Origin of the sequence: Streptomyces sp. NPDC093065 (genome assembly GCF_044754585.1) — a bacterium.
Taxonomy (GTDB): Bacteria; Actinomycetota; Actinomycetes; order Streptomycetales; family Streptomycetaceae; genus Streptomyces.
On sequence record NZ_JBIVPJ010000005.1, the window covers coordinates 80,077 to 104,289 of the forward strand.

20 protein-coding genes, 1 tRNA gene and 1 pseudogene are annotated in these 24,213 nt (G+C 73.9%); 14 read left to right on the forward strand and 8 right to left on the reverse strand.

Features of this window, described 5'->3' with window-relative positions:
- Positions 1–7 precede the first annotated feature (7 nt).
- On the forward strand, positions 8–421 hold the full coding sequence (locus ACIQFU_RS11190; RefSeq protein ID WP_402550607.1) for a VOC family protein: 414 nt from the start codon (positions 8–10) through the stop codon (positions 419–421).
- Positions 422–451: 30 nt separating this feature from the next.
- Here the strand turns inward: ACIQFU_RS11190 and ACIQFU_RS11195 are convergent, their stop codons facing one another.
- Together ACIQFU_RS11195 and ACIQFU_RS11200 are read right to left on the reverse strand one after the other, a co-directional pair.
- Entirely contained in the window at positions 452–1,456 is a 1,005-nt protein-coding gene (locus ACIQFU_RS11195; protein ID WP_402550608.1) for a Gfo/Idh/MocA family oxidoreductase, read from the reverse strand.
- 71 nt (positions 1,457–1,527) lie between these two features.
- On the reverse strand, positions 1,528–2,691 hold the full coding sequence (locus tag ACIQFU_RS11200) for a phytanoyl-CoA dioxygenase family protein (protein WP_402550609.1): 1,164 nt from the start codon (positions 2,689–2,691) through the stop codon (positions 1,528–1,530).
- Positions 2,692–2,821: 130 nt separating this feature from the next.
- Here ACIQFU_RS11200 and ACIQFU_RS11205 point away from each other — a divergent pair, with 130 nt between their 5' ends.
- On the forward strand, positions 2,822–3,856 hold the full coding sequence (locus tag ACIQFU_RS11205) for a LacI family DNA-binding transcriptional regulator (RefSeq protein WP_402550610.1): 1,035 nt from the start codon (positions 2,822–2,824) through the stop codon (positions 3,854–3,856).
- Positions 3,857–3,919: 63 nt separating this feature from the next.
- Entirely contained in the window at positions 3,920–4,564 is a 645-nt protein-coding gene (locus ACIQFU_RS11210; RefSeq protein WP_402550611.1) for a TMEM175 family protein, read from the forward strand.
- Here ACIQFU_RS11210 and ACIQFU_RS11215 read toward each other — a convergent pair.
- The gene (locus ACIQFU_RS11215; protein WP_402550612.1) at positions 4,542–5,705 is read right to left on the reverse strand and encodes a Gfo/Idh/MocA family protein; all 1,164 of its coding nucleotides are present in this window, start codon (positions 5,703–5,705) and stop codon (positions 4,542–4,544) included. The genes ACIQFU_RS11210 and ACIQFU_RS11215 overlap by 23 nt on opposite strands.
- A gap of 153 nt (positions 5,706–5,858) precedes the next feature.
- Positions 5,859–6,211: pseudogene (locus tag ACIQFU_RS11220) on the reverse strand (cupin domain-containing protein).
- 75 nt (positions 6,212–6,286) lie between these two features.
- On the opposite strand from ACIQFU_RS11220, the gene ACIQFU_RS11225 reads away from it, so the two are divergent.
- From ACIQFU_RS11225 to ACIQFU_RS11250, 6 genes are all read left to right on the forward strand, one after another.
- The gene (locus ACIQFU_RS11225) at positions 6,287–6,937 is read left to right on the forward strand and encodes a GntR family transcriptional regulator (protein WP_402550613.1); all 651 of its coding nucleotides are present in this window, start codon (positions 6,287–6,289) and stop codon (positions 6,935–6,937) included.
- A gap of 48 nt (positions 6,938–6,985) precedes the next feature.
- Positions 6,986–7,738 (forward strand): PIG-L deacetylase family protein, encoded by a 753-nt coding sequence (locus ACIQFU_RS11230; RefSeq protein WP_402550614.1) that lies wholly within the window; start codon positions 6,986–6,988, stop codon positions 7,736–7,738.
- Entirely contained in the window at positions 7,735–8,442 is a 708-nt protein-coding gene (locus ACIQFU_RS11235) for a 4-carboxy-4-hydroxy-2-oxoadipate aldolase/oxaloacetate decarboxylase (protein ID WP_402550615.1), read from the forward strand. Before ACIQFU_RS11230 ends, ACIQFU_RS11235 begins: the two co-directional genes overlap by 4 nt.
- On the forward strand, positions 8,439–9,578 hold the full coding sequence (locus ACIQFU_RS11240) for a 4-oxalomesaconate tautomerase (RefSeq protein ID WP_402550616.1): 1,140 nt from the start codon (positions 8,439–8,441) through the stop codon (positions 9,576–9,578). Before ACIQFU_RS11235 ends, ACIQFU_RS11240 begins: the two co-directional genes overlap by 4 nt.
- Positions 9,559–10,509, forward strand: a complete 951-nt coding sequence (locus ACIQFU_RS11245) for a VOC family protein (protein ID WP_402550617.1) — start codon at positions 9,559–9,561, stop codon at positions 10,507–10,509. Before ACIQFU_RS11240 ends, ACIQFU_RS11245 begins: the two co-directional genes overlap by 20 nt.
- Positions 10,510–10,686: 177 nt before the next feature.
- Positions 10,687–11,994 (forward strand): MFS transporter, encoded by a 1,308-nt coding sequence (locus ACIQFU_RS11250; protein ID WP_402550618.1) that lies wholly within the window; start codon positions 10,687–10,689, stop codon positions 11,992–11,994.
- A 162-nt stretch (positions 11,995–12,156) separates the two neighbouring features.
- Here the strand turns inward: ACIQFU_RS11250 and ACIQFU_RS11255 are convergent, their stop codons facing one another.
- Positions 12,157–13,134 (reverse strand): bile acid:sodium symporter family protein, encoded by a 978-nt coding sequence (locus ACIQFU_RS11255; RefSeq protein ID WP_402550619.1) that lies wholly within the window; start codon positions 13,132–13,134, stop codon positions 12,157–12,159.
- 351 nt (positions 13,135–13,485) lie between these two features.
- On the opposite strand from ACIQFU_RS11255, the gene ACIQFU_RS11260 reads away from it, so the two are divergent.
- A tRNA-Pro gene (locus tag ACIQFU_RS11260) sits at positions 13,486–13,559 on the forward strand.
- 223 nt (positions 13,560–13,782) lie between these two features.
- Here ACIQFU_RS11260 and ACIQFU_RS11265 read toward each other — a convergent pair.
- Entirely contained in the window at positions 13,783–14,862 is a 1,080-nt protein-coding gene (locus tag ACIQFU_RS11265; RefSeq protein ID WP_402550620.1) for a hypothetical protein, read from the reverse strand.
- Positions 14,863–14,934: 72 nt separating this feature from the next.
- Here ACIQFU_RS11265 and ACIQFU_RS11270 point away from each other — a divergent pair, with 72 nt between their 5' ends.
- On the forward strand, positions 14,935–16,758 hold the full coding sequence (locus tag ACIQFU_RS11270; RefSeq protein WP_402550621.1) for a LuxR C-terminal-related transcriptional regulator: 1,824 nt from the start codon (positions 14,935–14,937) through the stop codon (positions 16,756–16,758).
- 24 nt (positions 16,759–16,782) lie between these two features.
- Here ACIQFU_RS11270 and ACIQFU_RS11275 read toward each other — a convergent pair whose 3' ends face one another.
- Positions 16,783–20,172 (reverse strand): CHAT domain-containing protein, encoded by a 3,390-nt coding sequence (locus ACIQFU_RS11275; RefSeq protein WP_402550918.1) that lies wholly within the window; start codon positions 20,170–20,172, stop codon positions 16,783–16,785.
- Between the two features lie 193 nt (positions 20,173–20,365).
- On the opposite strand from ACIQFU_RS11275, the gene ACIQFU_RS11280 reads away from it, so the two are divergent.
- From ACIQFU_RS11280 to ACIQFU_RS11290, 3 genes are read left to right on the forward strand one after another with little or no spacing between them, the layout of a single operon-like run.
- The gene (locus ACIQFU_RS11280) at positions 20,366–21,799 is read left to right on the forward strand and encodes a S8/S53 family peptidase (RefSeq protein ID WP_402550622.1); all 1,434 of its coding nucleotides are present in this window, start codon (positions 20,366–20,368) and stop codon (positions 21,797–21,799) included.
- 8 nt (positions 21,800–21,807) lie between these two features.
- On the forward strand, positions 21,808–22,446 hold the full coding sequence (locus ACIQFU_RS11285; protein WP_402550623.1) for an RNA polymerase sigma factor: 639 nt from the start codon (positions 21,808–21,810) through the stop codon (positions 22,444–22,446).
- Positions 22,443–22,961, forward strand: coding sequence for a hypothetical protein (locus tag ACIQFU_RS11290; RefSeq protein ID WP_402550624.1), 519 nt, complete (start codon positions 22,443–22,445; stop codon positions 22,959–22,961). The genes ACIQFU_RS11285 and ACIQFU_RS11290 overlap by 4 nt, the downstream gene beginning before the upstream one ends.
- A 24-nt stretch (positions 22,962–22,985) precedes the next feature.
- On the opposite strand, the gene ACIQFU_RS11295 is transcribed toward ACIQFU_RS11290, so the two are convergent.
- Positions 22,986–24,209 carry a cytochrome P450 gene (locus ACIQFU_RS11295; protein ID WP_402550625.1) on the reverse strand — a complete coding sequence of 408 codons (1,224 nt, stop codon included), beginning with the start codon at positions 24,207–24,209 and terminating at the stop codon, positions 22,986–22,988.
- Between the last annotated feature and the right edge of the window lie 4 nt (positions 24,210–24,213).

Below are 24,213 nucleotides of genomic sequence, written 5' to 3' on the forward strand. Positions count from 1 at the left end.
GGCAGCCATGACCTCGCGTCTCAACCCGTACCTCAGCTTCGACGGCGACGCCCGACAGGCGATGGAGTTCTACGAGCAGGTGTTCGGCGGCACCCTGGCGCTGAGCACGTTCGGCGAGTCCGGCATGCCGGACCCCGCCTACGCCGACCAGGTCATGCACGCCATGCTGGAGACGCCGGGCGGCTTCACCCTCATGGCCGCCGACACCCCTCCCGGAATGGAGTACCGGCCGGGGAGCAACTTCTCGGTCAGCCTCAGCGGCGACGACGCGGCCGAGCTGCGCGGCTACTGGGAGAAGCTGTCCGCCGGCGGTTCCGTCGCCGTGCCCCTGGAGAAGCAGATGTGGGGCGACGTCTTCGGCATGTGCACCGACCGTTTCGGCGTCCCCTGGATGGTGAACATCAGCGAGCCGGCGAGCTGACCCCGCCGGCCCCGGCACCCTGTGCCCCGCTCAGCCCCGCCGCACCTCCGCGATCGTCACCGGACGGTGCTCGTGCAGCGACAGGGTGCACGCCTCGGCGATCCAGCCCGCCTCCAGCGCGTCCTCGACCGTGCAGGGGGAGGTGCGGACACCGGCGACGACCTCGGTGAACGCGGTCAGCTCGGCGCGGTAGGCGGCGGTGAAGCGGTCCATGAAGAAGTCGTGCGGAGTGCCGGCCGGGAAGGTCGTGCCCGGCTCCACCGAGCGCAGCGGCAGCTTGTCCTCCAGGCCGACGGCGATCGAGTCGTCGAAGCCGTGGATCTCCATGCGGACGTCGTAACCGCGGGCGTTGTGGCGGCTGTTGGAGACCACGGCGATGGTGCCGTCGTCCAGGGTGAGGATCGCGCCGGTGGTGTCCGCGTCGCCCGCCTCCCTGATGAAGTCGGCGCCGCGGTTGCCGCCGACGGCGTACACCTCGCTCACCTCCCGGCCGGTCACCCAGCGGATGATGTCGAAGTCGTGCACCGAGCAGTCCCGGAAGATGCCCCCGGAGGCGGCGATGTACGCGGCGGGCGGCGGCGCCGGGTCCAGCGTGGTCGACCGTACGGTGTGCAGCGTGCCCAGCTCACCGCCGAGCACCGCGGCCCGTGCGGCGGCGAACCCGGCGTCGAAGCGGCGGTTGTAGCCGATCTGGACCGGCACGTCGTGGCCCGCGAGCGCCTTGAGCACTTCGACGCCCTCCGCCATGGTGCGGGCGACGGGCTTCTCGCAGAAGACCGGCACGCCCGCATCCACGGCGGCGAGGATCAGGTCCGGGTGGGCGTCGGTCGCCGCCGCGACCACCACGCCGTCCACGCCCGCCGCCAGCACCGCCTCGGGGGAGTCCGCGACCTCGGCGCCGAACCGCTCGGCGGCGGCCCGCGCCGCGTCCGCGAAGGGGTCGGCGACGACCAGCGAGCCGACGGCGTCGAGTCCGGCGAGGGTCTCGGCGTGGAAGGCGCCGATGCGGCCGAGGCCGAGGATTCCGATACGCATGGGCTTCGCTGCTCCTTGTGTGGGGTGGTGAGGGGCGTCCGCGCCGGGTCCCGGGCCCCGCACGGCCCCGTTCACCGGCTCTCTCGTCGTTCGCGGCCCGCCCGCAGCTGCGCACGGAGCGCGTCGGGCGTCCACTCCTCGCGCAGCGCCAGCCGCACGAGGTCCGCCTGGGAGGGCGGGGCCAGTCCGTCGACCGGCGGATCCCGGTCGAGGTTCGTGGGGAAGGGGTACCCCTCCGCGCTCGCGGCGATCACCTGTTCCAGCCACCGCTCGCCCACGCCCTCGGCCTTCCGCCTCAGCAGCACCGGGTAGACGGCGTTCACCACCGCCTCCCGGTCCACCGTCTCCATGGCGCGGCCGAACGGCGAGGAGATCTGGAGCAGGTTGGCCATGCGGCGGACGTCCGCCGAGCGGTTGGTGCCCGCCGCGTGGAACAGCGCCGGGTTGAAGAACACGGCGTCGCCCTTGGCCAGCGGCAGCTGCACGTGGTGCGCCTCGAAGTACGCCCGGAACTCCGGCAGCCGCCAGGCCAGGTAGCCCGGCTCGTACTTCTGGGAGTGCGGCAGATACATGGTGGGGCCCGACTCCACGGGCATGTCGCGGTGCGCGACGGCGCCCTGGAGCGTGAGCACGGGGGAGAGGCGGTGCACGTGCGCCGGGTAGGCCGCGGCGGCCTCGGCGGACAGGAAACCGAGGTGGTAGTCGCGGTGCACCGTCTGGGCCGCGCCGCCCGGGTTGACCACGTTGATCTGCGAGGTGACCTGGTGGCCGGGACCGAGCCAGGCCCGGGCGACCAGGGACAGGGCGTCGTTGGCGTAGTAGTCGGCGAACGCCTCGGGGTCGTGCAGGGCCGCCTTCTCCAGAGCGTTCCACACCCGGTCGTTGGCCCCCGGCGCGGCGAAGTGGTCCCCGGCTGCCGCGCCCGAGGCGCGCTGCTCGGCGATCAGCGCGTCGAACACCTCGGTGGCCCGGTCGACCACCGCCGGGTCGGGGAAGGCACCCTCGAGGACGACGATGCCGGGTCCGTCGGCGAGGGCGTGGACGAGTTCGGCCGCCGTCTCGGGGTCGTCGCGCAGCCCTCCGGCGGCGTACACGGGCACGTTCTGCCGCACGGCCACGGCCCGCGGGCAGGCGGCCGGGTCGGTCGGCTGCTCGACGAGCGTGCGGAAGGCGCCGAGATCGCAGTCGTCCTCGGACAGCCGGACACGGTGGGCGTTGACGGGCGCTGGGGACATCGTCGTCCTTTCGCTGACAGGGGCGACGCGGTGCTGTCATTCTTGTCCTGACAAACGCGTCGAACAACCAGCAGGCGGCCATCAAAAACCCCTCAGGACGCGCCGCGCCGACGAAGCCGAGGAGCCGGTCATGGGGCACCCCTTCCCGATCCGGGAGATCGCACGTCAGGCGGGCCTGAGCGAGGCCACCGTCGACCGGGTGCTCAACGGCCGCGGCGGGGTGCGCGAGAGCACCGCGTACGAGGTGCGCCGGGCCATCGCCGACCTGGACCGCCAGCGCACCCAGGTCCGGCTGGTCGGCCGCACGTTCATGTGCGACATCGTGATGCAGGCGCCGGAACGCTTCTCCACCGCCGTGCGGACCGCGCTCGAGGCCGAACTGCCCGCCCTGCACCCGGCCGTGGTGCGCTGCCGTTTCCACTTCAGGGAGACGGGTCCGGTGGGCGAACTGACCGACACCCTGGACCGGATCGCCCGGCGCGGATCCCAGGGAGTGGTCCTCAAGGCCCCGGACGTCCCCGAGGTGTCCGCGGCCGTGGAGCGGCTGACCGCCGCCGGCGTCCCCGTCGTCACCCTGGCGACGGACCTGCCGGCCAGTCCCCGGGTGGCCTACGTCGGCATCGACGACCGGGCGGCCGGCGCGACCGCCGCCTACCTCACGGGGCAGTGGCTCGGCGACCGCCCGGGCAACATCCTCACCAGCCTCAGCAGCGGCTTCTTCCGCAACGAGGAAGAGCGTGAGATGGGCTTCCGCGGCGTCATGAGGGCTCGCCACCCAGGGCGGAGACTCGTCGAGATCGCCGAGGGGCAGGGCCTGGACGCCACCCAGTACGACCTGGTCCGGGCCGCGCTGGAACGCGATCCGGGCATTCGTGCGGTCTACTCGATGGGCGGCGGCAACATCGCCACCCTGCGCGCCTTCGCGGACCTCGGCCGCCCCTGCGACGTGTTCGTCGCCCACGACCTCGACCAGGACAACACCCGTCTGCTGCGCGAGCGGCGCCTGTCCGTGGTCCTCCACCACGACCTGCGCCAGGACCTGCGCGAGGCCTGCCGCCACGTGATGCGGGCCCACGGCGCCCTGCCGCCCGCCGGTCCGGCGCGGCCGTCGGTCATCCAGGTCGTCACACCGCACAACATGCCGCCCGACACCGCGACCGTGTGACGCGCGCCGCCGCCCCGGGCGTGTGACGCGGCCGTCCGGGCCCCCGCTCCTACCGTCGGGGGCATGTGGAAATCGACTCCGGCCGGCGGCCCCGAGCGGGTGGTGGCGCTGGCCGACGGCGTCTTCGCGATCGCCATCACCCTGCTCGTCCTGGACTTCTCCGTGCCCCGCGACCTGGACTCCGCGGCCTACCACGCCGAACTGCGCGACCTGGCGCCCAACTTCGGGGCGTACGTCCTCAGTCTGCTGGTGCTCGGGCTCTTCTGGCGCGACCACCGCCGGATCTTCGGCTTCGTCGAGCGGGTCGACGGCCAGCTGATCACCCTGTCCCTGGTCGGCCTGGGCGTCGCGGCCCTCGTCCCCTTCCCCACCAAGCTCATCTCCGAGTACGGACGGGACCCGGTCTCCGTCGCCGCCTACGCGGCGGCGGTCGCCGCCCTCGGCGCCGCCCACCTCGCGCTGCTCGCCGTGCTGGCGGGCCGGCCCTGGCTGCGCGGCGACGCCGCACCCGAGGAAGGGTTCCTGCTGTACGGCGCCGACATCGCGGCGTCGGTGGTGGTCTTCGCGCTGAGCATCCCGCTCGCCCTGGCGATCGGTCCCGCCGCCATGTGGAGCTGGCTCGTACTGGTCCCGGTCAAGGGCCTGCTGGGCCGGTGGGCGACGCGGGCCCGCCGCCGCGCCGCCGTCAGCCGGACACCTCGGGACTGACCCAGGTGCCGCGCTCCGCCGACCGCGTCATCGCGTCCAGTACGGCCGCGCTGTGCACGGCGTCCGTCAGGGTCGCGCCGTACGGCGTGCCCTCCGCGACCGAGCGCAGGAACCGGTGCGCCTCGACCACCTTCAGGTCGTCGTACCCCATGGCGTTGGCGGCGCCCGGCTGGAAGGCCGCGAACTCGCCGTGTCCGGGGCCGACGTGGACGGTGCTGACCGGCTGGTCCTGGTACGCGGTGCCGCGGCTGACGCCCAGTTCGTTCATGCGGCGGAAGTCCCAGTACACCGCGCCCGTGGTGCCGTGCACCTCGAAGCCGTAGTTGTTCTGCTCGGCGACCGATACCCGGCAGGCCTCCAGGACTCCGCGGGCCCCGGAGGCGAAGCGGAGCAGGCAGCCGACGTAGTCCTCGTTCTCGACCGGACCCGGCGCGCCGCCCGCAGCCCGGGAGTGGCCCGCCGTGGCGGCGGTCGGCCGGGCCCGTTCGGGCACGAAGACGGCCGTGTCGGCGGTCAGGGACGCGATCTCGCCGAGCAGGAACCGGGCGAGGTCGGCGCCGTGCGAGGCCAGGTCGCCGAGCACCCCGCTGCCGCCGCGCTCCCGCTCGAACCGCCAGGTGAGGGCACCCTCGGGATGGGCCGCATAGTCGCTGAAGAGGCGGATGCGGACATGGGTGACGGTGCCGATCTCCCCGGCGGCGATCAGGTCGCGGGCGGCCTCGACGGCGGGCGCGTTGCGGTAGTTGAAGCCGACCGCGCCCTGCACACCGGCCTCGGCCACCGCGTCCGCCACCGCGCGGGCGTCCTGGACGGTCAGTCCCACCGGCTTCTCGATCCAGATGTGCTTGCCCGCCCCGGCCATCGCCACGGCGATCTCGCGGTGCAGGAAGTTCGGGGCCGTGATGCTGACCGCCTGGATCCGCGGATCCGCGGCCACTTCGCGCCAGTCGCGGGTGGTCGAGGCGAAGCCGAACTGCGCGGCGGCCTCCTCGGCCCGCCCCGGCACCTCCTCGGCGACCGTCACCAGTTCGGGACGCAGCGCGAGGTGCGGGTAGTGGTGCCGGACGCGGGCGTACGCCTGGGTGTGCACCCGGCCCATCCAGCCGAAACCGACGACGGCGACACCGAGCGCGTCCACCATGAGAGCCCCTCTGCGAACCGGTCCCTGCTCTGTCCCGCCCACCCTCTGCGGAGCGTCGGCATCATGTCAACCTTTTGACAGGACAAAGGTCCGCGCCCGGATCCGGGCTGTCCAGCGCCGGGAACGCCCGGCGCGCGCACCTGGTCCGGCGCATCACCCGGTCCGGGGTGCCTGGCCGAGGTCGATCGCGTACGCCTTGCGCAGCGTCTCGTGCACCGTCCACGTCGTACGGTCGCCCGCGCGCAGCACGGCCAGGTCGCCCGGTCCGACGGTGAGGGTCGGGCCGTCCGCCACCTCGATGGTGGCCGAGCCGCTCAGCACGACGAACATCTCGTCCGCCTCGGTGTCGGTGACGACGCCCGGCGTGATCTGCCAGACACCCCGCACCCGGCGCCCGTCCGACGACTCCCAGACCACCCCGCCGGCCACCTCGGGCGTGCCGGACACGATCTGGCCGGGGGAGAGCGGCTCGGGTCGAGCTCGGCGTCGGGGATGTGGACGCGAATAACGAAAACAAAATTGTTGACAATCTTGTTTGGCTAGATTTACGTTCGACAGGCACTCACTCAGGGAGGGCAACCATGCCGAACCAAGCCCGTCCGGGCACCGGGGAGCAGGCGAAACAGCTTGCGCTCGGTCAGCTGCGGCAGGCGATCCTGCGCGGCGACATGGCACCCGCGCAGCGGCTGGTGGAGAACGAACTCGCCGAGCAGTTCGGCGTGACCCGGGCCAGCATCCGGGCCGCGCTGATCGACCTGGAGTCCCAGGGGCTCGTCGAGCGCATCCGCAACCGAGGTTCACGGGTGCGGGTGGTGACCGTGGAGGAGGCCGTCGCCATCACCGAGTGCCGACTGGTCCTCGAAGGGCTCTGCGCGGCCAAGGCCGCCGCCGCCGTCGACGACGGGCAGATCGCCCAGCTGAAGGACCTGGGCACGGCGATGCGCAAGGCCGTGGCCGGCGGGGAACCGCTGACCTACTCGGACCTCAACCACGAACTCCACGCCCGCATCCGGGAGTTCTCCGGCCAGCTGACGGCCGTGGAACTGCTGGAGCGGCTCAACGCCCAACTGGTGCGGCACCGCTTCCAGCTGGCGCTGCGCCCGGGACGTCCGCAGCAGTCCCTGAACGAGCACCTGGCCATGATCGAGGCGATCGGGGCCAGGGACCCACAGGCCGCCGAGGCGGCCGTCCGGGCCCACCTCACCAGCGTGATCGAGGCGCTGCGCGACTGACACACGCACCGAGGCGGGCGCCCCCTGTCCACCAAGGAGAAGTCACCCATGACGTACGGCAACGCGCCCGCCGCCGTCCCCCGCTCGACCCTCGTCGTCACCGCGCACGCCGGGGACTTCGTGTGGCGGGCGGGCGGCGCCGTCGCACTGGCCGCATCCCGCGGGGAGAAGGTCACCATCGCGTGCCTGACCTTCGGCGAGCGCGGCGAGTCGGCCAAGGCCTGGCGCGAGGGGAAGAAGCTGGCCGAGATCAAGGCGCTGCGCCGGGAGGAGGCCGAGAGGGCCGCCGCCGTCCTGGGCGCCGAGGTCCGCTTCTTCGACGCCGGCGACTACCCGCTGGCCGTCACCCCGGAACTGACCGACCGGCTCGTGGAGCTCTACCGGGCCACCCAGCCCGACGTCGTGCTCACCCACCCGGTCGAGGACCCGTACAACGGCGACCACCCGGCCGCCAACCGCATGGCCCTGGAGGCGCGGGTCCTCGCGCAGGCCATCGGCTACCCCGGCGAGGGCGAGATCATCGGCGCCCCGCCCGTCTTCTACTTCGAACCGCACCAGCCCGAGATGAGCGGCTTCCGGCCCGAGGTGCTGCTCGACATCACCGAGGTCTGGGAGACCAAGCGCAAGGCGATGGAGTGCCTCGCCGCCCAGCAGCATCTGTGGGACTACTACACCGACCTGGCCGTCCGCCGGGGTGTCCAGCTCAAGCGCAACGCGGGCCCCAACCTGGGGCTGGCGCACAAGACCATGGCCGAGGCGTACATGCGGCCGTACCCGCAGATCGCGAAGGAACTGGCATGAGCGGCGTCGTCGTCACCAACCCCCCGAAGGCCGCGGCCGAGGACGTCACGGCGCTCGCCGGGTACGGCGTGGCCACGGTCGGCGAGGCCATGGGCCGTGCCGGACTGCTCGGCCCGGAGATCCGCCCCGTCCAGCAGGGCGTACGGATCGCGGGCACCGCGGTCACCGTGCTCAGCTGGCCCGGCGACAACCTGATGATCCACGCCGCCGTGGAGCAGTGCGGCGAGGGTGACGTCCTCGTGGTCACCACCACCTCGCCGTCCACCGACGGCATGTTCGGCGAACTGTTCGCCACCGCCCTCCGGCGGCGCGGCGTACGCGGACTCGTCATCAACGCGGGCATCCGCGACACCCAGGAGCTGCGGGACATGGGCTTCGCCGCCTGGTCCCGGGCCGTCTGTGCGCAGGGCACGGTCAAGGCCACCGGCGGCTCGGTCAACGTGCCGGTCGCCGTCGACGGCCAGGTGATCCGCCCCGGCGACGTGGTCGTCGCCGACGACGACGGCGTGGTGGTCGTCCCCCGCGAGCGCGCCCGGCAGGTGGCCGAGGCGTCCGGGGCCCGCGAGAAGAAGGAGGCCGCCGCCCGCGCCGCCTTCCTCGAAGGCCAACTCGGCCTCGACCGCTACGGACTGCGCGAGAAGCTCGAGCAACTCGGCGTCACCTACCGGTCGTACGACGAGTACACCGCCGGAGAACAGCGGTGACCGGCACCGGCACGGGCACCGGCACCGGCACCGAGGGGGTGCGCTGCACGCTGATGCGCGGCGGCACCTCCAAGGGTGCCTACTTCCTCGCCGGCGACCTGCCCGCCGACCCCGGCGCCCGCGACGACCTGCTGCTGCGCGTCATGGGCAGCCCCGACCCGGGCCAGATCGACGGCCTTGGCGGCGCGCACCCGCTGACCAGCAAGGTCGCCGTGGTCTCCCGCTCGGCGGATTTGGCGGCGGACGTCGACTACCTGTTCCTCCAGGTCGCCGTGGACGCCCCCGAGGTCACCGATCGGCAGAACTGCGGCAACATCCTCGCCGGCGTGGGCCCGTTCGCCGTCGAGCGCGGCCTCGTACCGGCCGGCGAGGCCGAGACCTCCGTCCGCATCCGCATGCTCAACACCGGCGAACTGGCCGTCGCGACCTTCCCGACCCCCGGCGGGCGCGTCGACCACACCGGGGACACCGCGATATCCGGCGTCCCCGGCACCGCCGCGGCCGTCGTCATCGAGTTCCCGCAGGGCGCCGGCCCCCTCCTGCCCACCGGCAACGTCCGCGACACCGTCGCCGGTACGGAGGTGACCTGCGTCGACAACGGCATGCCGGTCGTCCTGATCCCGGCCGCCGCGCTGCAGGTCACCGGGTACGAGGCACCGGCCGACCTGGAGGAGGACACGGCGCTCGCCGACCGGCTCCGCGAGATCCGGCTGGCCGCCGGGCACCTGATGGGCCTCGGCGACGTCGAGGGCGCCACCGTGCCCAAGCCGACCCTGCTCGCACCGCCCCGGCACGGCGGCGCGGTCACCACCCGCACCTTCGTCCCCGTGCGCTGCCACACCTCCATCGGCGTCCTGGGAGCCGCGAGCGTGGCGGCCGGGCTGCGCGTTCCCGGCGGCGTGGGGGAGGGGATCGCCCGGCTCCCCGAATCCGGCGACCGCGTACGCGTGGAGCACCCCACCGGCTTCCTGGAGGTCGGGCTCGAACTCGACCCCGGGCCGCTCGTGGTCCGTCGTACCGCCGTCGTACGCACCGCGCGCAAGATCTTCGACGGCACCGTCTTCCCCCGGTCCGCCGCGACGGCACCGATTCCCGCACAACGCCCTGGAGGCCACCATGACTCCGCCGCTCGGTGACATCGCCCATGTCGGGCACGCCCAGCTCTTCACGCCCGACCTGGACGCGAGCGTCGCCTTCTTCACGGACTACCTGGGCCTGACCGTCAACGGGCAGGACGGCGACACCGTCTACCTGCGCACCTACGACGACTACGAGCACCACAGCCTCGTCCTCACCGCCCGTGCGCAGCCCGGCCTCGGCCGCCTCGCGCTGCGCACCTCCGGCGAGGACGCGCTGCGGCGCAGGGTGGCTGCGCTGGAGGCGGCGGGGCGGCCCGGCAAGTGGGTCGAGGACGAGCCCGGCATCGGCGAGCTGTACCTCACCACCGACCCCGACGGGCACGAACACGCCCTGTACTGGGAGAGCGAGCACTACCGGGCGCCGGACGGACTGAGGCCGGCCCTCAAGAACCAGCCGCAGGCCAAGCCCAACCGGGGCGTCGGCGTACGCCGCCTGGACCACGTCAACTTCCTCGCCGCCGACGTGCTCGCGAGTGCCGAGTTCCAGGAACGGCTCCTCGGCGCCCGGCCCACCGAGCAGATCCGGCTCGACTCCGGGAAGATCGCCGCCCGTTGGCTGACCTTCACCAACAAGTCCTACGACGTCGTCTACACCGAGGACTGGACGGGCTCCTCGGGACGCCTGCACCACATCGCCTTCGCCGCCGACACCCGTGAGGACATCCTGCGCGCCGCCGACCTCGCCGTCGACACCGGCGTGTTCATCGAGACGGGCCCGCACAAGCACGCCATCCAGCAGACGTTCTTCCTCTACGTCTACGAGCCCGGCGGCAACCGCGTCGAACTGTGCAACCCGCTCACCCGCTTGGTGCTGGCGCCCGACTGGCCGCTCATCACCTGGACCGAGGCCGAGCGTGCCAAGGGGCAGGCCTGGGGCCTGAAGACCATCGAGTCCTTCCACACCCACGGCACTCCGCCGGTCGCCTGACACCTTCCCGACCAGGTTCCACACAGGGGGTGGGCCGCGCACGTCCGCGCGCGGCCCACCCCCAAATCGTTGCTGAGATTGTTAACAAAAGCGTTGACACTCATGGAGCGCGGTCCTTAGCTTCGCCCCATCACACGTCCCCTCCAGGCACCGCCTCCTGGACGAGAGGAAACAACGATGTCCTCCTCACCCGCGCTGTCCGCCCGGGGCAGCAGACTCGCCCTGCTGGTCGTCGGCCTCTGCTGGCTGGCCGTCCTCTTCGACGGCCTGGACATGTTCATCTACGGCTCCGTGCTGCCCCACATGCTTCAGGAGAAGGCCCTCGGCATCACCTCGGGCCAGGCCGGCGACCTCGGCAGCTACGCCACCTTCGGCATGCTGGTCGGCGCGCTGGCCGCGGGCACGGTCGCCGACCGGATCGGCCGCAAGAAGCTGATGGTCTCCTGCGTCGCGCTCTTCTCACTGGCCTCCGGCCTGTGCGCGATCGCCGGGAGCGTCGCCGTCTTCGGCCTCGGCCGGACCCTCGCCGGCGTCGGTCTGGGCGGACTGCTGCCGACCGCGATCAGCATGGTCTCCGACTACGCCCCGCGGGGCCGCGCCGCGATCACCATCGGCCTGCTGATGACCGCCCACCACGCCGGCGGCATCCTCTCCGCCTACGTCGCCCTGTGGATCGTCGAACCGCTCGGCTGGCGCTCCGCCTTCTGGGTCTGCGTGGTCCCGCTGCTCTTCGTCCCGGTGCTCCTGAGGTTCCTGCCCGAGTCGCTCAGCTTCCTCGTCGCCCGGGGCCGCACCGAGGAGGCCGGCACGCTGGCCGGCCGCTACGACGTCGAACTGCCCGCCGCCCCTGCCGGCGAGCCCGCCGCCGCCCGCTGGGAGAGCCTCGCGGGTCTCTTCCGCGGCCGCGAGTGGAGCCAGACCCTGCTGTACTGGCTGGCCTCCTTCGGCGGACTGCTCCTCGTCTACGGCGTCGCCACCTGGCTGCCCACCCTGATGCGCGGCGAGGGCTACGAACTGGGCTCCGCGCTGACCTTCGTCGTGCTGTTCAACCTCGGCGGCATAGTCGGCATGCTGGTCGCGGGGCGCGCCTCCGACCGGTTCGGCGCCCCGCGCATCTCGGCGATCTGGTTCGCGCTGACCGCCTGCGGGGTCTTCCTGCTCAGCGTCCACATGCCGCTGGCGCTGACCTTCGCGGTGGTCTTCCTCACCGGCGTCTTCCTCAACAGCGCCCAGACCATGATCTACGCGACCGTCTCCATCGGCTCCGCCCCGGCCAACCGCGCCACCGCCGTCGGCTGGACCTCCGGCATGGGCCGCTTCGGAGCCGTCTTCGGACCCTGGCTCGGCGGCCAACTGCTCGCCGCGGACAAGGGCGACTGGGGCTTCACCGCCTTCGCGATCGCCGGCTTCTCGTCCATGGTCTTCATCGGCATCGCGGCCCTGCGCACGAGGACCACCGGCCCCCAGCCGGCCCCGGCCCACTGAAGCGCCCCCGAGGGGGCGCGGGGCTGTGACATTGTGCGGCTCCACCGCGCGAGCGCGACCGGCCACAACGCACCCGCGGCCGGCCACGCGCCCCCGGTGAAACGGTGCTGAGCCGTAAGCCGACCGCAGGTCACCGTGCCCCACCGCGCAGCCGACCGCAGGTCACCGCCCCCGCCGGGACAGCCACGCGGCAACCACCGCGCCGGAGACGTTGTGCCAGACGGAGAACACCGCGGCAGGCAGCGCCGCCAGGGGGCTGAAATGGGCGGTGGCCAGCGACGCGGCGAGGCCGGAGTTCTGCATGCCGACCTCGAAGGCCATGGCACGGCTGCCGGGCTCGCCCAGCCGGCCGAGGCGCCCCGCGCCGTAACCGAGGGCGAGTCCGAGCCCGTTGTGCAGCACGACGGCGACGAAGACCAGCCCCGCGGCCGACTTGATGGCGTCCGCACTGCCTGCCACGACGACGGCCACGATCACGGCGATCGTCAGCGCGGACAGCCAGGGCAGCGCCGGCAGCGCCCGCCGCACGAACCGTCCCGCGAGCACCCGTACGACGACGCCGGCGAGGACGGGCAGCAGCACCGTCTTGAGGATGTCCGTGACCATGGACCCGGCGTCCACCGGGAGGTACTCGCCGGCCAGCAGCAGCGTCAGCGGCGGGGTCACCAGCGGGGCGACCAGCGTGGAGACGGTCGCGACGGAGACCGACAGGGCGACGTCGCCGCGGGCCAGGTAGGTCACCACGTTGGACGCCGTCCCGCTGGGGGCGCAGCCGACCAGGATCACGCCCGCGGCGAGCTGGGGCGGGAGGTCGAGCAGGTGGGCGACCGCCCAGCCGAGCCCCGGCATGATGACGTAGTGCGCGACCAGCCCGAGCGCCACCGCCCAGGGGCGCCTGGCGACCCCGCGGAAGTCCTCCGGGGTCATGGTGATGCCCATGCAGAACATCACGACACCCAGCAGGTACGGCACCGCCTCGCTCCACCCGGTGAAACTCCCGGGGAGCAGCAGGCCGAGGGCGCCGGCCAGGAGGACGAGGACCGGGAAGACGGTCACAGCACGCCGCGCGGAACGGTCGCCGGTCGCGTCGTCGCCGAGGTGTTCGGTTCGTTCTGTTCGTTCGGTTCTTTCGGTACGCACCGTGCGAGACAACGCCTGGTGGGCGGCCCGACGCAACGCCGTCTCGCGATGTGATCAGCCCATCCGGTCCTCCGCGGCCGGCCGCGAACACCGCCGGAACGCCCTGTTCGTCGCCGTCGATCCCGCGTCCTCCGGTGGCAGAGCCGCGGACGGGGTACCGGTGGCACCGAAGGTGTGGCGCGACCTCACCGAGCGGGCGGCGGCGTCCGGTGTCACCCCACCCGGAACCGTGTAGCGGCCCCTGTACGTCGCCGGCCGCCCCGGAGGGGAGGGGCCGGCCGGCGACTCCGCCCCGCCGCCCGGATGAGGTAGGCTTGACCAGCGCGATCACGGAAATAACGGGTCGCACATCGGGACGTGGCGCAGCTTGGTAGCGCACTTGACTGGGGGTCAAGGGGTCGCAGGTTCAAATCCTGTCGTCCCGACGGTGTGCGAAGGGTCTTCGCGGGCGAAAGCTCGCGGAGACCCTTTTCGCCGGGGCACGGGCCGTCCCGCAGGTCACCTCGAACGAATGGCCGTGTCCGCCGCCCCCCAGCGGCGGACACGGCGTGGGCCGCGGAACGTCTGCCCTCCCCCGAAGGAGACGTTCCGCGGCCGGCCCCCGGCGCCGGTCCGTGGCCACGGCGCCCGGGCGTCTGCGGGACGCGGTCACCAGTACATGACCGCCGTCTCGCCCGCACCCCACGAGGAGTACAGGCGCACCCGGACGACATAGCGGCGGCCCTTGACGAAACGGGCCCTGATCGTGGCGTTGCGGGGGCTTCCGCCGTCGTCCTGTCCGGCGAAGTAGCGGGGCACGCCGTCCCGCTCCTCGAAGACGACGACGACGGCGTCGCTGTCGCCGAAGGTGCCCACGGTGTACTCGCGGGTCTCCGGCGGATCCACCCGGAAGTCCGCCTGCTCGCCGGGCCCGAGACCCAGCGGCACCGAGCGGAAGGGCACCAGCGGACCGGGCCGGCCGGTGGGCGGGTACCAGCGCAGGGCGAACTCCTTGTCGGCGGCGGAGAGAACACCGGGCGGGTGCAGACCGGAACGGTAGTGCTCGGGCTCCAGTATCAGACCCGACGGGAAGGGGTACTCCATGATCGACTGCGGGTCCCAGACCGGGCCGTTGGCCTCGTCGCCGTCGAGCTTGCGCAGGATGTTGTGGAAGGTCCGCTCCCGGCTCCAGTGGTTGGGCGGGCCCGCCAGCTCGGCGTAGACGGCCTCGTCGTCCCAGAGGATGCCGGCGAACGGGCTCTGGTGCTCGTGCAGCATGCCGAGCGCGTGCCCGATCTGGTGCAGGGCCGTCGCACGCTCACCCGGCGCGGTCAGGTCCCAGCCGAAGTTCATCGTACGGTCGTTGAGCCCCACCCGGAGCGCGTCCTTGCCCACCGCCGACCAGGATCCGTCGCCGGGCTGGAAGCCGATGCGCAGCTCCGCCTCCGACCGGTCGTGGACCTCTGTGAGACCGAGCCCGATGCCGAGGTCGCGCCATTCCCGGAAGCAGTCGCGCACCACGTCCCGCTGCTCCTCGGTCCCCACCCACGACCCGCGCCGCGGTCGGCCGGTACCCGGCATCGGGACCACCGAGGTGTCGATGTCGCCGCCGAGGAAGCAGTAGTGCAGCACGGTCGAGTTGACCCACATCCGCTGCCCGCCGACGAGCGCGGCGGCCCGCTCGGCGGCCAGCCCCGGCGCGATCACGGGGGCGGGCTGCCGCGCGAGCGAGCAGTAGCGTGCGGTCATGGCCGCCAGGGTGCCGTCCGGCCCGCCCCCGGCGCCTGAGTCGAGGGGTACTCAAGTCGCCCTGTATCAGGGATGAGTAGGCCGACTCATGTTCCCGTGACGACTTATCTGCGGGACGCGAAGAGGCTGGACGCCCCCTGGCCGTTCACCGGGCGGGCGGACGAACTGGAGCTGGTGCGCAGGTCGGTGGCGGCCGGACGGGGCGGCCTGGTGGTGACGGGCCCGGCGGGTGCGGGCAAGACCAGGCTCGTGACGGAGGCCGTGCGCGGCTCGGACTGCGCCCGGGCCGCCGGGACGCCCGAGACCCGGGACATCCCCTTCGCCGCCTTCGCCCACCTGCTGCCCGAGAGCGTCACCCTGCACCGGGCGGTGCACCTCCTGTCCGGCGTACGGCTGCTGCTGGTCGACGACGCCCACCTGCTCGACGGCTCCTCCGCCGCCCTCCTGCACCAGCTCGCCGTGCACGGCCGCACCCGCCTCCTGGTCGTCGCCACCGACGACGTCCCCGTACCGAGCGCCGTGTCCCGGCTGTGGTCCGGGGAACTGCTGCCGCGCCTCGCCCTGGAGGCGCTGCCCCGTGAGGAGACCGCGGAACTCCTCACGGCAGGCGCGGACACCGCCCTGGAGCCGCTCACCGTCGACCGGCTGCACCGCCTGTGCCGGGGCGACCTGCGCCTGCTGCGCGAGCTGCTGGGCGCCGCGCGCGAGGAGGGCCTGCTCGTGCCGGTGCCCGGCACGGACCGGCACGCGTGGCGGGGGCCCGTACCGATCACCCGTGCGGTACGGGAACGCACCGCACGGATCCTCGACCGCGTGCGCACCGAGGAGCGGGAGACCCTTGACCGGCTCGCCTTCGCCGAGCCCCTGCCCCTGGACCTGGACCTCGATGCCCTGGATCTGCGGACCCTGGAGAAGCTGGAGGCCGAGGGCCTGGTCACCGTCGACGACGACGGCGCCACCCGTCTCGCGCACCCGCTGCACGGCCCGGTGCTGCGCGCCGCCGCGGGCCGGCTGCGGGCCCGGCGCCTGGCCCGCACCTCCGACCGGACCGGGCCCGCCCTGGAGGCGGAGCGGTCGGCACTCGCCCTGCGCGTCGAACAGGCGGACGTACGGCCGGTCGAGACCCCGGTGGGGGACTGGCTGGCCGCCGAGGGAGCACCGCTGCCGGGCGCCTACGCGGCGCTGCGCGCCCGGTACGCACGGCTGCGCGGCCGGCTGCGCGACGCCGAGGCCTGGGCCCGCGCGGGCCTGCGGGACGCGCACGACGACGCGGCCTGCCGCGACGAACTCGCCCTGGCCGTCGCACAGTCCGGCGACGACCCCGCGAATTGCGGCGGTACGGCGGGCGCCTGGGCCGCCGCCGCCCGCGGCGACCTGGACGAGGCGGTCCGGACAGCCGCCGCGGGCGACCCGTACGACGCCGTCCGGTTCGGCGCGCCCGAGCGGGTGACCGGCAGGCTGGCCGGCGTCTTCGCCGCCCACGCCGACGCCCTCGCACACCAGGACGGCCCGGCGCTCGACCGGGTCGCCGGGGAACTGGAACGGCGCGGCTTCCTGCTCTTCGCGGCCGAGGCGAACGCCCAGGCGGTAGGCGCCCACCGCGACCCCCGGGCCGCCCGCACCGCCCGTACCCGTGCCGTCGCGCTCGCCCGGCGCTGCCAGGGCGCCCGCACCCCCGCGCTGTCCGGCCTGGTGCTCGGCGAACTCACCGCCCGCCAGCGGCAGATCGTCACGCTCGCCGCAGCGGGCCTGAGCAACCGGCAGATCGCCGAGCGGCTCACCCTCTCCGTCCGCACCGTCGGCAACCACCTCTACGGCGCCTACACCCGCCTCGGCGCGGGCGACCGCGCCGCCCTGCCCTGGCTGACGGAACTGCCCGAGCCGCTGCCCGCCTGACCCGGCGGCCGGGGCACCGGCCCCTCAGGCCGCCCCGAACGCCGTGAACGCCCACCCCGTCGCCTGGTGCACCGCGTCGTCGGGCAGCGAGGCCCGCGCGTCACGCAGCGCCTCCGCCAGGGACAGTCCCGCGTCCAGCCCCTTGTGCAGCGCGAGCATCAGCGGCACCACGGCGGCGTCGTTGACCGGCGCGGTGCACGCCACCACCCCGGCCGTCCCCAGCGGCAGCAGCGCGGTGACGAGGCCGAGCAGCTCGTCGGCGCCGACCGAGGCGAAGCGCGCGGTGTCGCAGCAGGGCAGGATGATCCGGTACGGGCTGCGGTCGAGCCGCTCGAAGTCGTGCACGATCAGCGGCCCGTCCGCCATCCGCAGCGAAGAGAACAACGGGCTGTCCGCCCGGAAGGTGCCGTGCGCCGCGATGTGCGCCAACGCGGCCCCGTCCAGCTCCCGCAACACCCGCGGCACCCGCGCCGCGTCCCCCTCCAGCACGGTGGGCCCACCGCGCGGGACCGGGGCGCCGGGGGCCCGGGCCGGGCGTACGCGCGGTGAACGGCCGTCCGCGGCACGCGCGTCGGCCCACGGCTCGGAACCCGGCACACCCTCCCCGCCCACCGCGGACGGCTGCCCCGGACCGGCCGCCGTGGCCGGACCGTCTCGGCCGGCCGTCACGAACACCTTCCCCTCGCCCACCACCGTGGCAGGAACTGCACCACCGGCCGCCCGGGGCCGGGCACGGTGATCGGCAGTCCCTGGCGGGGACCCGTCGTCGGGCCGTCGGGGTCGGGTGGCGGGGTCGGGTGCCGTGGTTTCTGTTTCGTTGCCGGCCGGTCCGGTCTGGGTCCGGTGGTCGTGTTGTCGGGGTGGGGTCCGGTGGCCGGTCGTTCCGGGCCGGGTTTCGTCGTTGGGTTGCCGGGGTCGGGTGGTGGGGTCGGGTGCTGTGGTTTCTGTTTCGTTGCCGGCCGGTCCGGTCTGGGTCCGGTGGTCGTGTTGTCGGGGTGGGGTCCGGTGGCCGGTCGTTCCGGGCCGGGCTCCGTCGTCGGGCTGCCGGGGCCGGGGCCGGGGTGTGGGGTCGGGCGCCGCGGCCGGGGTTGTGTCGCCGGTCGGTTCGGTTCGGGGACCGGCGTCGGTCGTTCCGGGGCGCCTCCCGTCGGTGGTCGTCCCGAGCGGTGAGTCGCCGTCGGTCGCGCGGCCTCCAAGCACGGCGTCGGCCGGCCCGTGTGGGGCCCCGTACCCGCCCCCGGTCGGCCCGTGTGGGGGCCAGTACCCGCCCTCGGCCGGCGGGGGCCACGTCTCCCCGTGCTCGGGCGCGCGCACCGCCCCGTACCGTTGCGCGAGTTCCGTGATCTCGGCGCCGCCGGTCGCCAGGCCCGGGCCGCGGACCAGGACCTGAAGGCCGCCGGGCGGGGGAGCGGTGTCCCTCGCGCGCAGCCAGCTGCTCGCCGACGGCGACACGCTCAGGACCCGGTCGCGCAGGACGGGCAGCAGGGCCCACGGCACCCGGTGCAGCCGGCCGGGCGGGACCACGACGACCGGACCGGAGCCGAGGTGTGCCGCGGCGGGGCCCAGCAGCAGGTGCTGAAGCCGTGCGCCCGCCGCCTCCACCAGCGGCAGCCGCGCCTCGGCGCCCGGATGGGCCAGCCGCCGCAGACCGGCCTGCACGTGCTCCGCCTCCGCCTCCGCATCGGCCAGCGGCCCGGCCTCGAACCGCCGTACCCGGCCCTGTCCGCACAGCAGCACCTGCACACGCCCGTCCAGCACCGCCAGCTCCACCAGCCGCACGTCGTCGCCCAGCCGTCGCAGCAGCCGACGGACGTCGAACCGGTCGCCGTCGCCCGGTGCCTCGCCCCGCATGTGCAGGGTGCGGGAGCGGATCTCCCGTTCCAGGCGCCGCTGTTCGCGCTCCAGCGCGGGCGCGGGCCGGCCGCCGTCCGACCGAGCCTCCTCCGCACGGGCCGCGAGCTCCCGGAACGCCGTCATGGCGGTCAGCAGGACCGGATCGGCCGGCGGCCGGGTCGGCGGCGCCGACAGCACGGTCGCCCGCCAGCGCTCGCTCCAGCCCAGCAGCCGCCGCGGCCCGCCCGAGACCAGCGACGCCCGCTGCGCCAGCGCCGCCAGTTCCGCGCCCTGCGCGGTGGCCCGGGCCCGCAGCTCCGAGGCGCCCAGCGTCATCCGGTGGTCGTCGAGTACGTCGAGACCGCGCCGGCAGGCCTCGAGTACGCCCCGCGGCGACCCGGCCGCCCGCGCCCGCAGTGCCTGTGCCGCCCAACCAGTCATCCGCGCCAGCGGCGGCCCGCTGTGCCGGCTGCGCGCGGCCACCGCCAGGTGCCGTTCCGCGTCGGCCGTCCAGCCGAGGTCCAGCGCGATCCGGCCCGCGAGCAGCGAGGCCTCCGGCGCCGCCGGAGCCCCGAAGTCCGCCAGCCGCTCCGCCACCGCCGCGGCGTCCGCGACCAGCCGGCCAGAACCGCGCCCCGTGGCGACCCGCGCCTCGATCAGCACCAGCCGGGCGTGCGTCTCGTACCAGGTGCGCCGCTGCCCGGCGAAGAGACGTACGGCGACGGCCGCGCGCGCCAGCGAGGTCTGCGGCTCTCCCGCGAGCCGGGCCGCCCGCGCGGCCACCAGCAGCAACTCCGCCTTGCGGGTGGACTGTCCGCCCATCCCGTCCAGCGCCGCGATCGCCCCGTCCGCCTCCGCCAGCGCCTCCGTGGCCAGACCCGCCGCCATCAGCACCTCGCAGCGCCGGATCGTGAGCATGAACGTCGGCGTGCCCAGCTTCGCGTACCGCTCCTCCGCCTCGTCGAGCAGCCGCAGCGCCGCCGGCACGTCACCCGACCGGAACGCCGCGAGACCCCTGCTCTCCACCGCGTCGGCCTTGTCGTGCTCCTGGCCCGTGGTGTCCCACAACGCCTCCGCCGCCGTGAAGTCGGCGTCGGCCCGCTCGACCGAGCCCTGCGCCAGATGCACCGTCGCCCTGAGCGTCAGCGCCCGCGCCGTCCAGATCACGTCGTCCACCTGACGCAGCACCGGGATCGCCCGCCGCACGTCCTCCAGCGCCTCGCCGTGCCGGCCGAGCACCCACCACACGTACGCCCGCCGGAACAGCACCCGCGCGCGCGTGTGCCCGCTCCCGCGCGCCACGCCCCGCTCGAACGCCTCCAGCCCCGCCCGCGTACGCCCGGCGTGCACCAGCGCGACCCCGAGCGTGGCCAGGACGTCCGCCTCCCGCTCGGCCGAGTCTGCGCGGGCGGCCAGGTCGCGGGCACGCCGCAGATGGGCCAGGGCCCGCCGGGTGTCGCCGAAGTCCCGCTGCCAGATGCCGATCACCTGATGGGCAACCGAGGCGTGCAGCGGCGAGGGATCGGCGCCGAGTACCTCCTCCGCCCGCGTCAGCGCTTCGCCCGGGGCGGCGAACACCATCGGCAGCAGTTCGAGAACCGAGTCGTTTCGCGCTGTCACCCCACGGATGGTAGTGCTCCGGAACCACGCCACACAGGTTCGAGTCTGTATCAATCGGCCACTCCGGGACTCTGATTGACGACCGCAGCCATCACCGTGGTCACGACCGCGGCCCAGACCGTCGTCACCGCCGCCGCCTCAGTGGAGGACAAGAATGGCACCACAGCGTTTCCGTGAGCAGTTCCACCAGATCCAGCGCTCGATGCCGGACGTCCCGCTGGCGATGGGCCCGGACGACTCCGCCGAGTTCCTCTACGAGAAGGGCGTCGTCCTCGCCCGCGACGGCGAGGAGGCCCGCATCGTCGAGGACACCGTGCGCGACCACTTCACCACCATGGCCGATCTCACCCCGGACCACGTCCGCCGCGCGAGCCCCGAGACCAACCGCACCGGCATCACCCGCATCCGGGTCGGCGACCCCGGCGAGGGCGCCCGCGACGGCGACCCACTCGTCGCCCACGCCCTGCGCTCCCTGCGGACCATGGAGGGCCGCGCGGGCCGCCGGCTGATCAGCCGCAACCACGTGGTCTCCATCGCCGTCAACGCCTGCCCCGGCGACGAGCCCGTGCCGGTCCCGCTGAGCGAGCCGCCCAACCCGGCCGCCGACGGGACGCCGTACGACGCCGCAACCGCCGTCGGCGTCCTCGTCGTCGACACCGGCCTCATGCGCGACTACCGGTCCTACCCGCTGCTGGTCCACACCGAGGGCGACGCCCAGATCAGGGAGTGCGACGACGACGGCGTCCTGTGCCAGTACGTCGGCCACGGCACCTTCATCGCCGGGCTCGTCGCCGCCGTCGCGCCCAACACCGACGTGACCGTGCGCAACACCCTCAACGACGCGGGCGCGATCCTGGAGTCCGAGCTGGGCGAGAGGCTCTTCGAGGCCGTCGACCGCGACGGCTGGCCCGAGGTCCTCAGCCTCTCCGCCGGCACCTCCAACGGACGCACCGACGGCCTGCTCGGCGTCCATGCCTTCATGGAGGAACTCCGCGACCAGCGCACCCTGCTGGTCGCCGCCGCGGGCAACAACGCCAGCGCCACGCCCTTCTGGCCCGCCGCCTACGCCACCCTGCCCGGCTGGGAGGACTCGGTGCTGTCGATCGGGGCGCTGCGCTCCGACGGCGAGTTCGGCGCCTGCTTCAGCAACCACGGCGGCTGGGTGCGGGCCTACGCCCCCGGCGAGCGCCTCACCAGCGCCCTCACCGGCTTCGGGACACCCGTGCCGTACGTCTACCAGCACTCCACCTACGACGCCTGCCGGTTCGGTTTCGGCTACGCCTGCACTTGCCAGTACCCCCGCCACAACGGGGTGCTGAGCGAGCCGGGCGAGGCGCCCGCCAAACCGGACCAGGTGATGTTCGAGGGGCACGCACAGTGGAGCGGCACCTCCTTCGCCACCCCGGTGGTCGCGGGCCTGGTCGCCTCCCGCATGACGGCGCACGGGGAGACCGACCCGCGCGCGGCCGGCCGGCATCTGCTCGCGGCCAACACCGAGTACGCCGAGGTGCGCGGGGCGCACGTGCCCGCACTGCTGCCGCCCACCTGGCACCCGGTCCCCGTGGACCCGTCGGCCGGTGGGTCGTGAACGGTCTGATGCCGGTCGGAACCACCCGCTCCACGGCGTACGATGGCACGTCGTACACGAGGGGTGGGACCGTGGACCGTGCAGATGTCGGGGCGCTCGTCCAGTCGGCGGCCGACGGGGACGCGGCGGCCTGGAAGTCACTGGTGGACGGGCTCGGCCCGCTCGTGTGGTCCGTGGCCAGGTCGCACGGGCTGTCCGACGCCGACGCGCACGAGGTGTACCAGACCGCCTGGTTCCGGTTCGCCCAGAACCTGGGGCGGATCCGGGAACCGGAGAAGACCGGCTCCTGGCTGGCGAGCACGGCACGGCACGAGTGCCTGAAGCTGCTCAGGGCCTCGAAGAGGTGGACGCCGACCGACGATCCGCAGCTGCTCGACGGGCCGAGCGAGGACCGCACGCCGGAGGAGTCGGTGCTCGACTCCGAGGAGGCCGCCGCGCAGACCGAGCGCGTACGGCTGCTGTGGCAGGAGTTCGAGGAACTGGGCGAGCGCTGCCGCCAGTTGCTGCGGGTGCTGATCTCCTCGCCACCGCCCAGTTATCAGGAGGTGTCCGCCGCGCTGGGTATCGCGGTGGGCAGCATCGGGCCGATGCGCCAGCGCTGTCTGCGCCGGCTGCGGGCCCGGTTGGAGGCACGGGGGACGAAATGAGCGGCCTGAGCGACGAGTACGACGAGCGCGACGCATACGACGAACGCGACGAACGCGGAGCGTCCGACGAGCGCGACGGGGAGCTGCACGACGGTCTGCTGGAGGAGGAACTGCGGCAGGCCGCCGCGATCCTGGACCCGGTCCCGGCCGAGCTGCGGCGCCTCGCGGTCGACGCCTTCGCCCTGCACGACCTGGATGCCCGCGTCGCCGAGCTGACCTTCGACTCGCTGGTGGACGGCATCCCCGTCAGGGGCGAGACGGACCCGCCGCGGATGCTGACCTTCAGTACGGACGGGGTGACCGTCGACGTGGAGGTGACCGCGGACGGCATGATCGGCCAGCTGCTGCCGCCCGGTCCGGCCGGCATCGAGGTACTGAGCGGCCCACGGGCGCACGCGCGGCTCACGGCCGACGACATGGGCCGCTTCACCGGTGAGGCCCCGCCCGCCGGCCCGTTCGCGCTGCGGCTGCGCACCGGCCGGGAGGTGGTCGTCACGGAGTGGCTGCGGGCCTGAGCCCACGGTCCGCCGGGCCGGGGGCTACCAGACGCAGGGCAGCGTGCGCGGTCCCCTGATCATGGTCTTGCGGCGCCAGGCCACCTGGTCGGCGGGGACCGCCAGGCGCAGCCCCGGCAGCCGCTCCAGGAGCGTGTCGACGAGCAGCTCGGTCTGCATCCGGGCGAGCACGGCACCCGTGCAGAAGTGGTGCCCGTTGCCGTACGCCAGGTGCGGGTTGGGGTCGCGGTCCAGGTCGATGCGGTCCGGGTCCGGGAAGACGTCCGGGTCGCGGTTGGCGGCCAGGTACGAGACGTACACCGGGTCACCGGCGGCGATGCGCGTCCCGTGCACCTCGACGTCCTCCAGGGCGATGCGGGCGAGGCCCACCGAGGTGCGGTGCGAGATCCAGCGCAGCAGCTCGTCCAGGGCCGGGCCGCGTGCCTCGGGCCGCTCCCGCATCCGCGCCATCAGCTCCGGGCGGGTGAGCAGCAGGTACAGCATCTGGCCGACGTTGTGCGTGACGGCCTCGCCGCCGATCTGCAGCGGCCCCGCGAGCCCGACGGCCTCCGTCTCGCCGACCTCGCCGCGGCCCACGGCGGCGCCGAGCATCGAGTACACGTCGTCGCCGTCGCTGCCGGCCCGGGCGCGGACGGTCTCGGTGATCCACCCGTACAGGCCCTGTTTGGCCCGCTCGGCGGCCTCGGCGCCCCCGGAGGTGGAGATGATCTGGCGGGTCCAGGAGTGCACGCGGTCCCGGTCGGCGGCGGGTACGCCCATCACCTCGCTGACGACGGTGATCGGGAAGGGTTCCAGCACCCGTTCGACCAGGTCCGCCGGCGGCCCCTCGGCGACGATCCCGTCCACCAGGCCGTCGAGGATCTCCTGCGCCCGGGGCCGCAGCCGCCTCGTCGCGCCCACGGTGAACGCGCCCGCGACGGCCCGCCGCAGCCGGTTGTGGTCGGGCTGGTCGGCGAAGGCGAGGGAACCGGGGCGCGGCTTGAAGTGCGGGGCGAGGCGCGTAATCTGACGCTTCGTCACCTCGCTGCGTCCGAAGCGCGGATCGTTGGTGACGGCCTTCACGTCGTCGTACCGCGTCGCGAGCCAGGCCCAGCCCTCGCCGTGCGGGAGCCGGACGCGGGTCAGCGGACCCTCGCGCATCAGCTCGGTGAGGACCGGGTCGAACTCGGGGCCGTCCAGGTCGAGGGCGGGCCAGTCCCGTACCGGGGGCGGCGACTGGCCGGTGAGCGTGGTGGTCTCCTGCGTCATCCCC

Coding starts and splice junctions, on each gene's coding strand:
- ACIQFU_RS11280 (WP_402550622.1), top strand. CDS start 20,366: ATGGCACCACAGCGTTTCCGTGAGCAGTTCCACCAGATCCAGCGCTCG.
- ACIQFU_RS11275 (WP_402550918.1), bottom strand. CDS start 20,172: ATGGTGTTCGCCGCCCCGGGCGAAGCGCTGACGCGGGCGGAGGAGGTA.
- ACIQFU_RS11245 (WP_402550617.1), top strand. CDS start 9,559: ATGACTCCGCCGCTCGGTGACATCGCCCATGTCGGGCACGCCCAGCTC.
- ACIQFU_RS11215 (WP_402550612.1), bottom strand. CDS start 5,705: ATGGTGGACGCGCTCGGTGTCGCCGTCGTCGGTTTCGGCTGGATGGGC.
- ACIQFU_RS11225 (WP_402550613.1), top strand. CDS start 6,287: ATGCCGAACCAAGCCCGTCCGGGCACCGGGGAGCAGGCGAAACAGCTT.
- ACIQFU_RS11235 (WP_402550615.1), top strand. CDS start 7,735: ATGAGCGGCGTCGTCGTCACCAACCCCCCGAAGGCCGCGGCCGAGGAC.
- ACIQFU_RS11205 (WP_402550610.1), top strand. CDS start 2,822: ATGGGGCACCCCTTCCCGATCCGGGAGATCGCACGTCAGGCGGGCCTG.
- ACIQFU_RS11190 (WP_402550607.1), top strand. CDS start 8: ATGACCTCGCGTCTCAACCCGTACCTCAGCTTCGACGGCGACGCCCGA.
- ACIQFU_RS11295 (WP_402550625.1), bottom strand. CDS start 24,209: ATGACGCAGGAGACCACCACGCTCACCGGCCAGTCGCCGCCCCCGGTA.
- ACIQFU_RS11230 (WP_402550614.1), top strand. CDS start 6,986: ATGACGTACGGCAACGCGCCCGCCGCCGTCCCCCGCTCGACCCTCGTC.
- ACIQFU_RS11210 (WP_402550611.1), top strand. CDS start 3,920: ATGTGGAAATCGACTCCGGCCGGCGGCCCCGAGCGGGTGGTGGCGCTG.
- ACIQFU_RS11270 (WP_402550621.1), top strand. CDS start 14,935: ATGAGTAGGCCGACTCATGTTCCCGTGACGACTTATCTGCGGGACGCG.
- ACIQFU_RS11250 (WP_402550618.1), top strand. CDS start 10,687: ATGTCCTCCTCACCCGCGCTGTCCGCCCGGGGCAGCAGACTCGCCCTG.
- ACIQFU_RS11285 (WP_402550623.1), top strand. CDS start 21,808: ATGCCGGTCGGAACCACCCGCTCCACGGCGTACGATGGCACGTCGTAC.
- ACIQFU_RS11200 (WP_402550609.1), bottom strand. CDS start 2,691: ATGTCCCCAGCGCCCGTCAACGCCCACCGTGTCCGGCTGTCCGAGGAC.
- ACIQFU_RS11195 (WP_402550608.1), bottom strand. CDS start 1,456: ATGCGTATCGGAATCCTCGGCCTCGGCCGCATCGGCGCCTTCCACGCC.
- ACIQFU_RS11265 (WP_402550620.1), bottom strand. CDS start 14,862: ATGACCGCACGCTACTGCTCGCTCGCGCGGCAGCCCGCCCCCGTGATC.
- ACIQFU_RS11290 (WP_402550624.1), top strand. CDS start 22,443: ATGAGCGGCCTGAGCGACGAGTACGACGAGCGCGACGCATACGACGAA.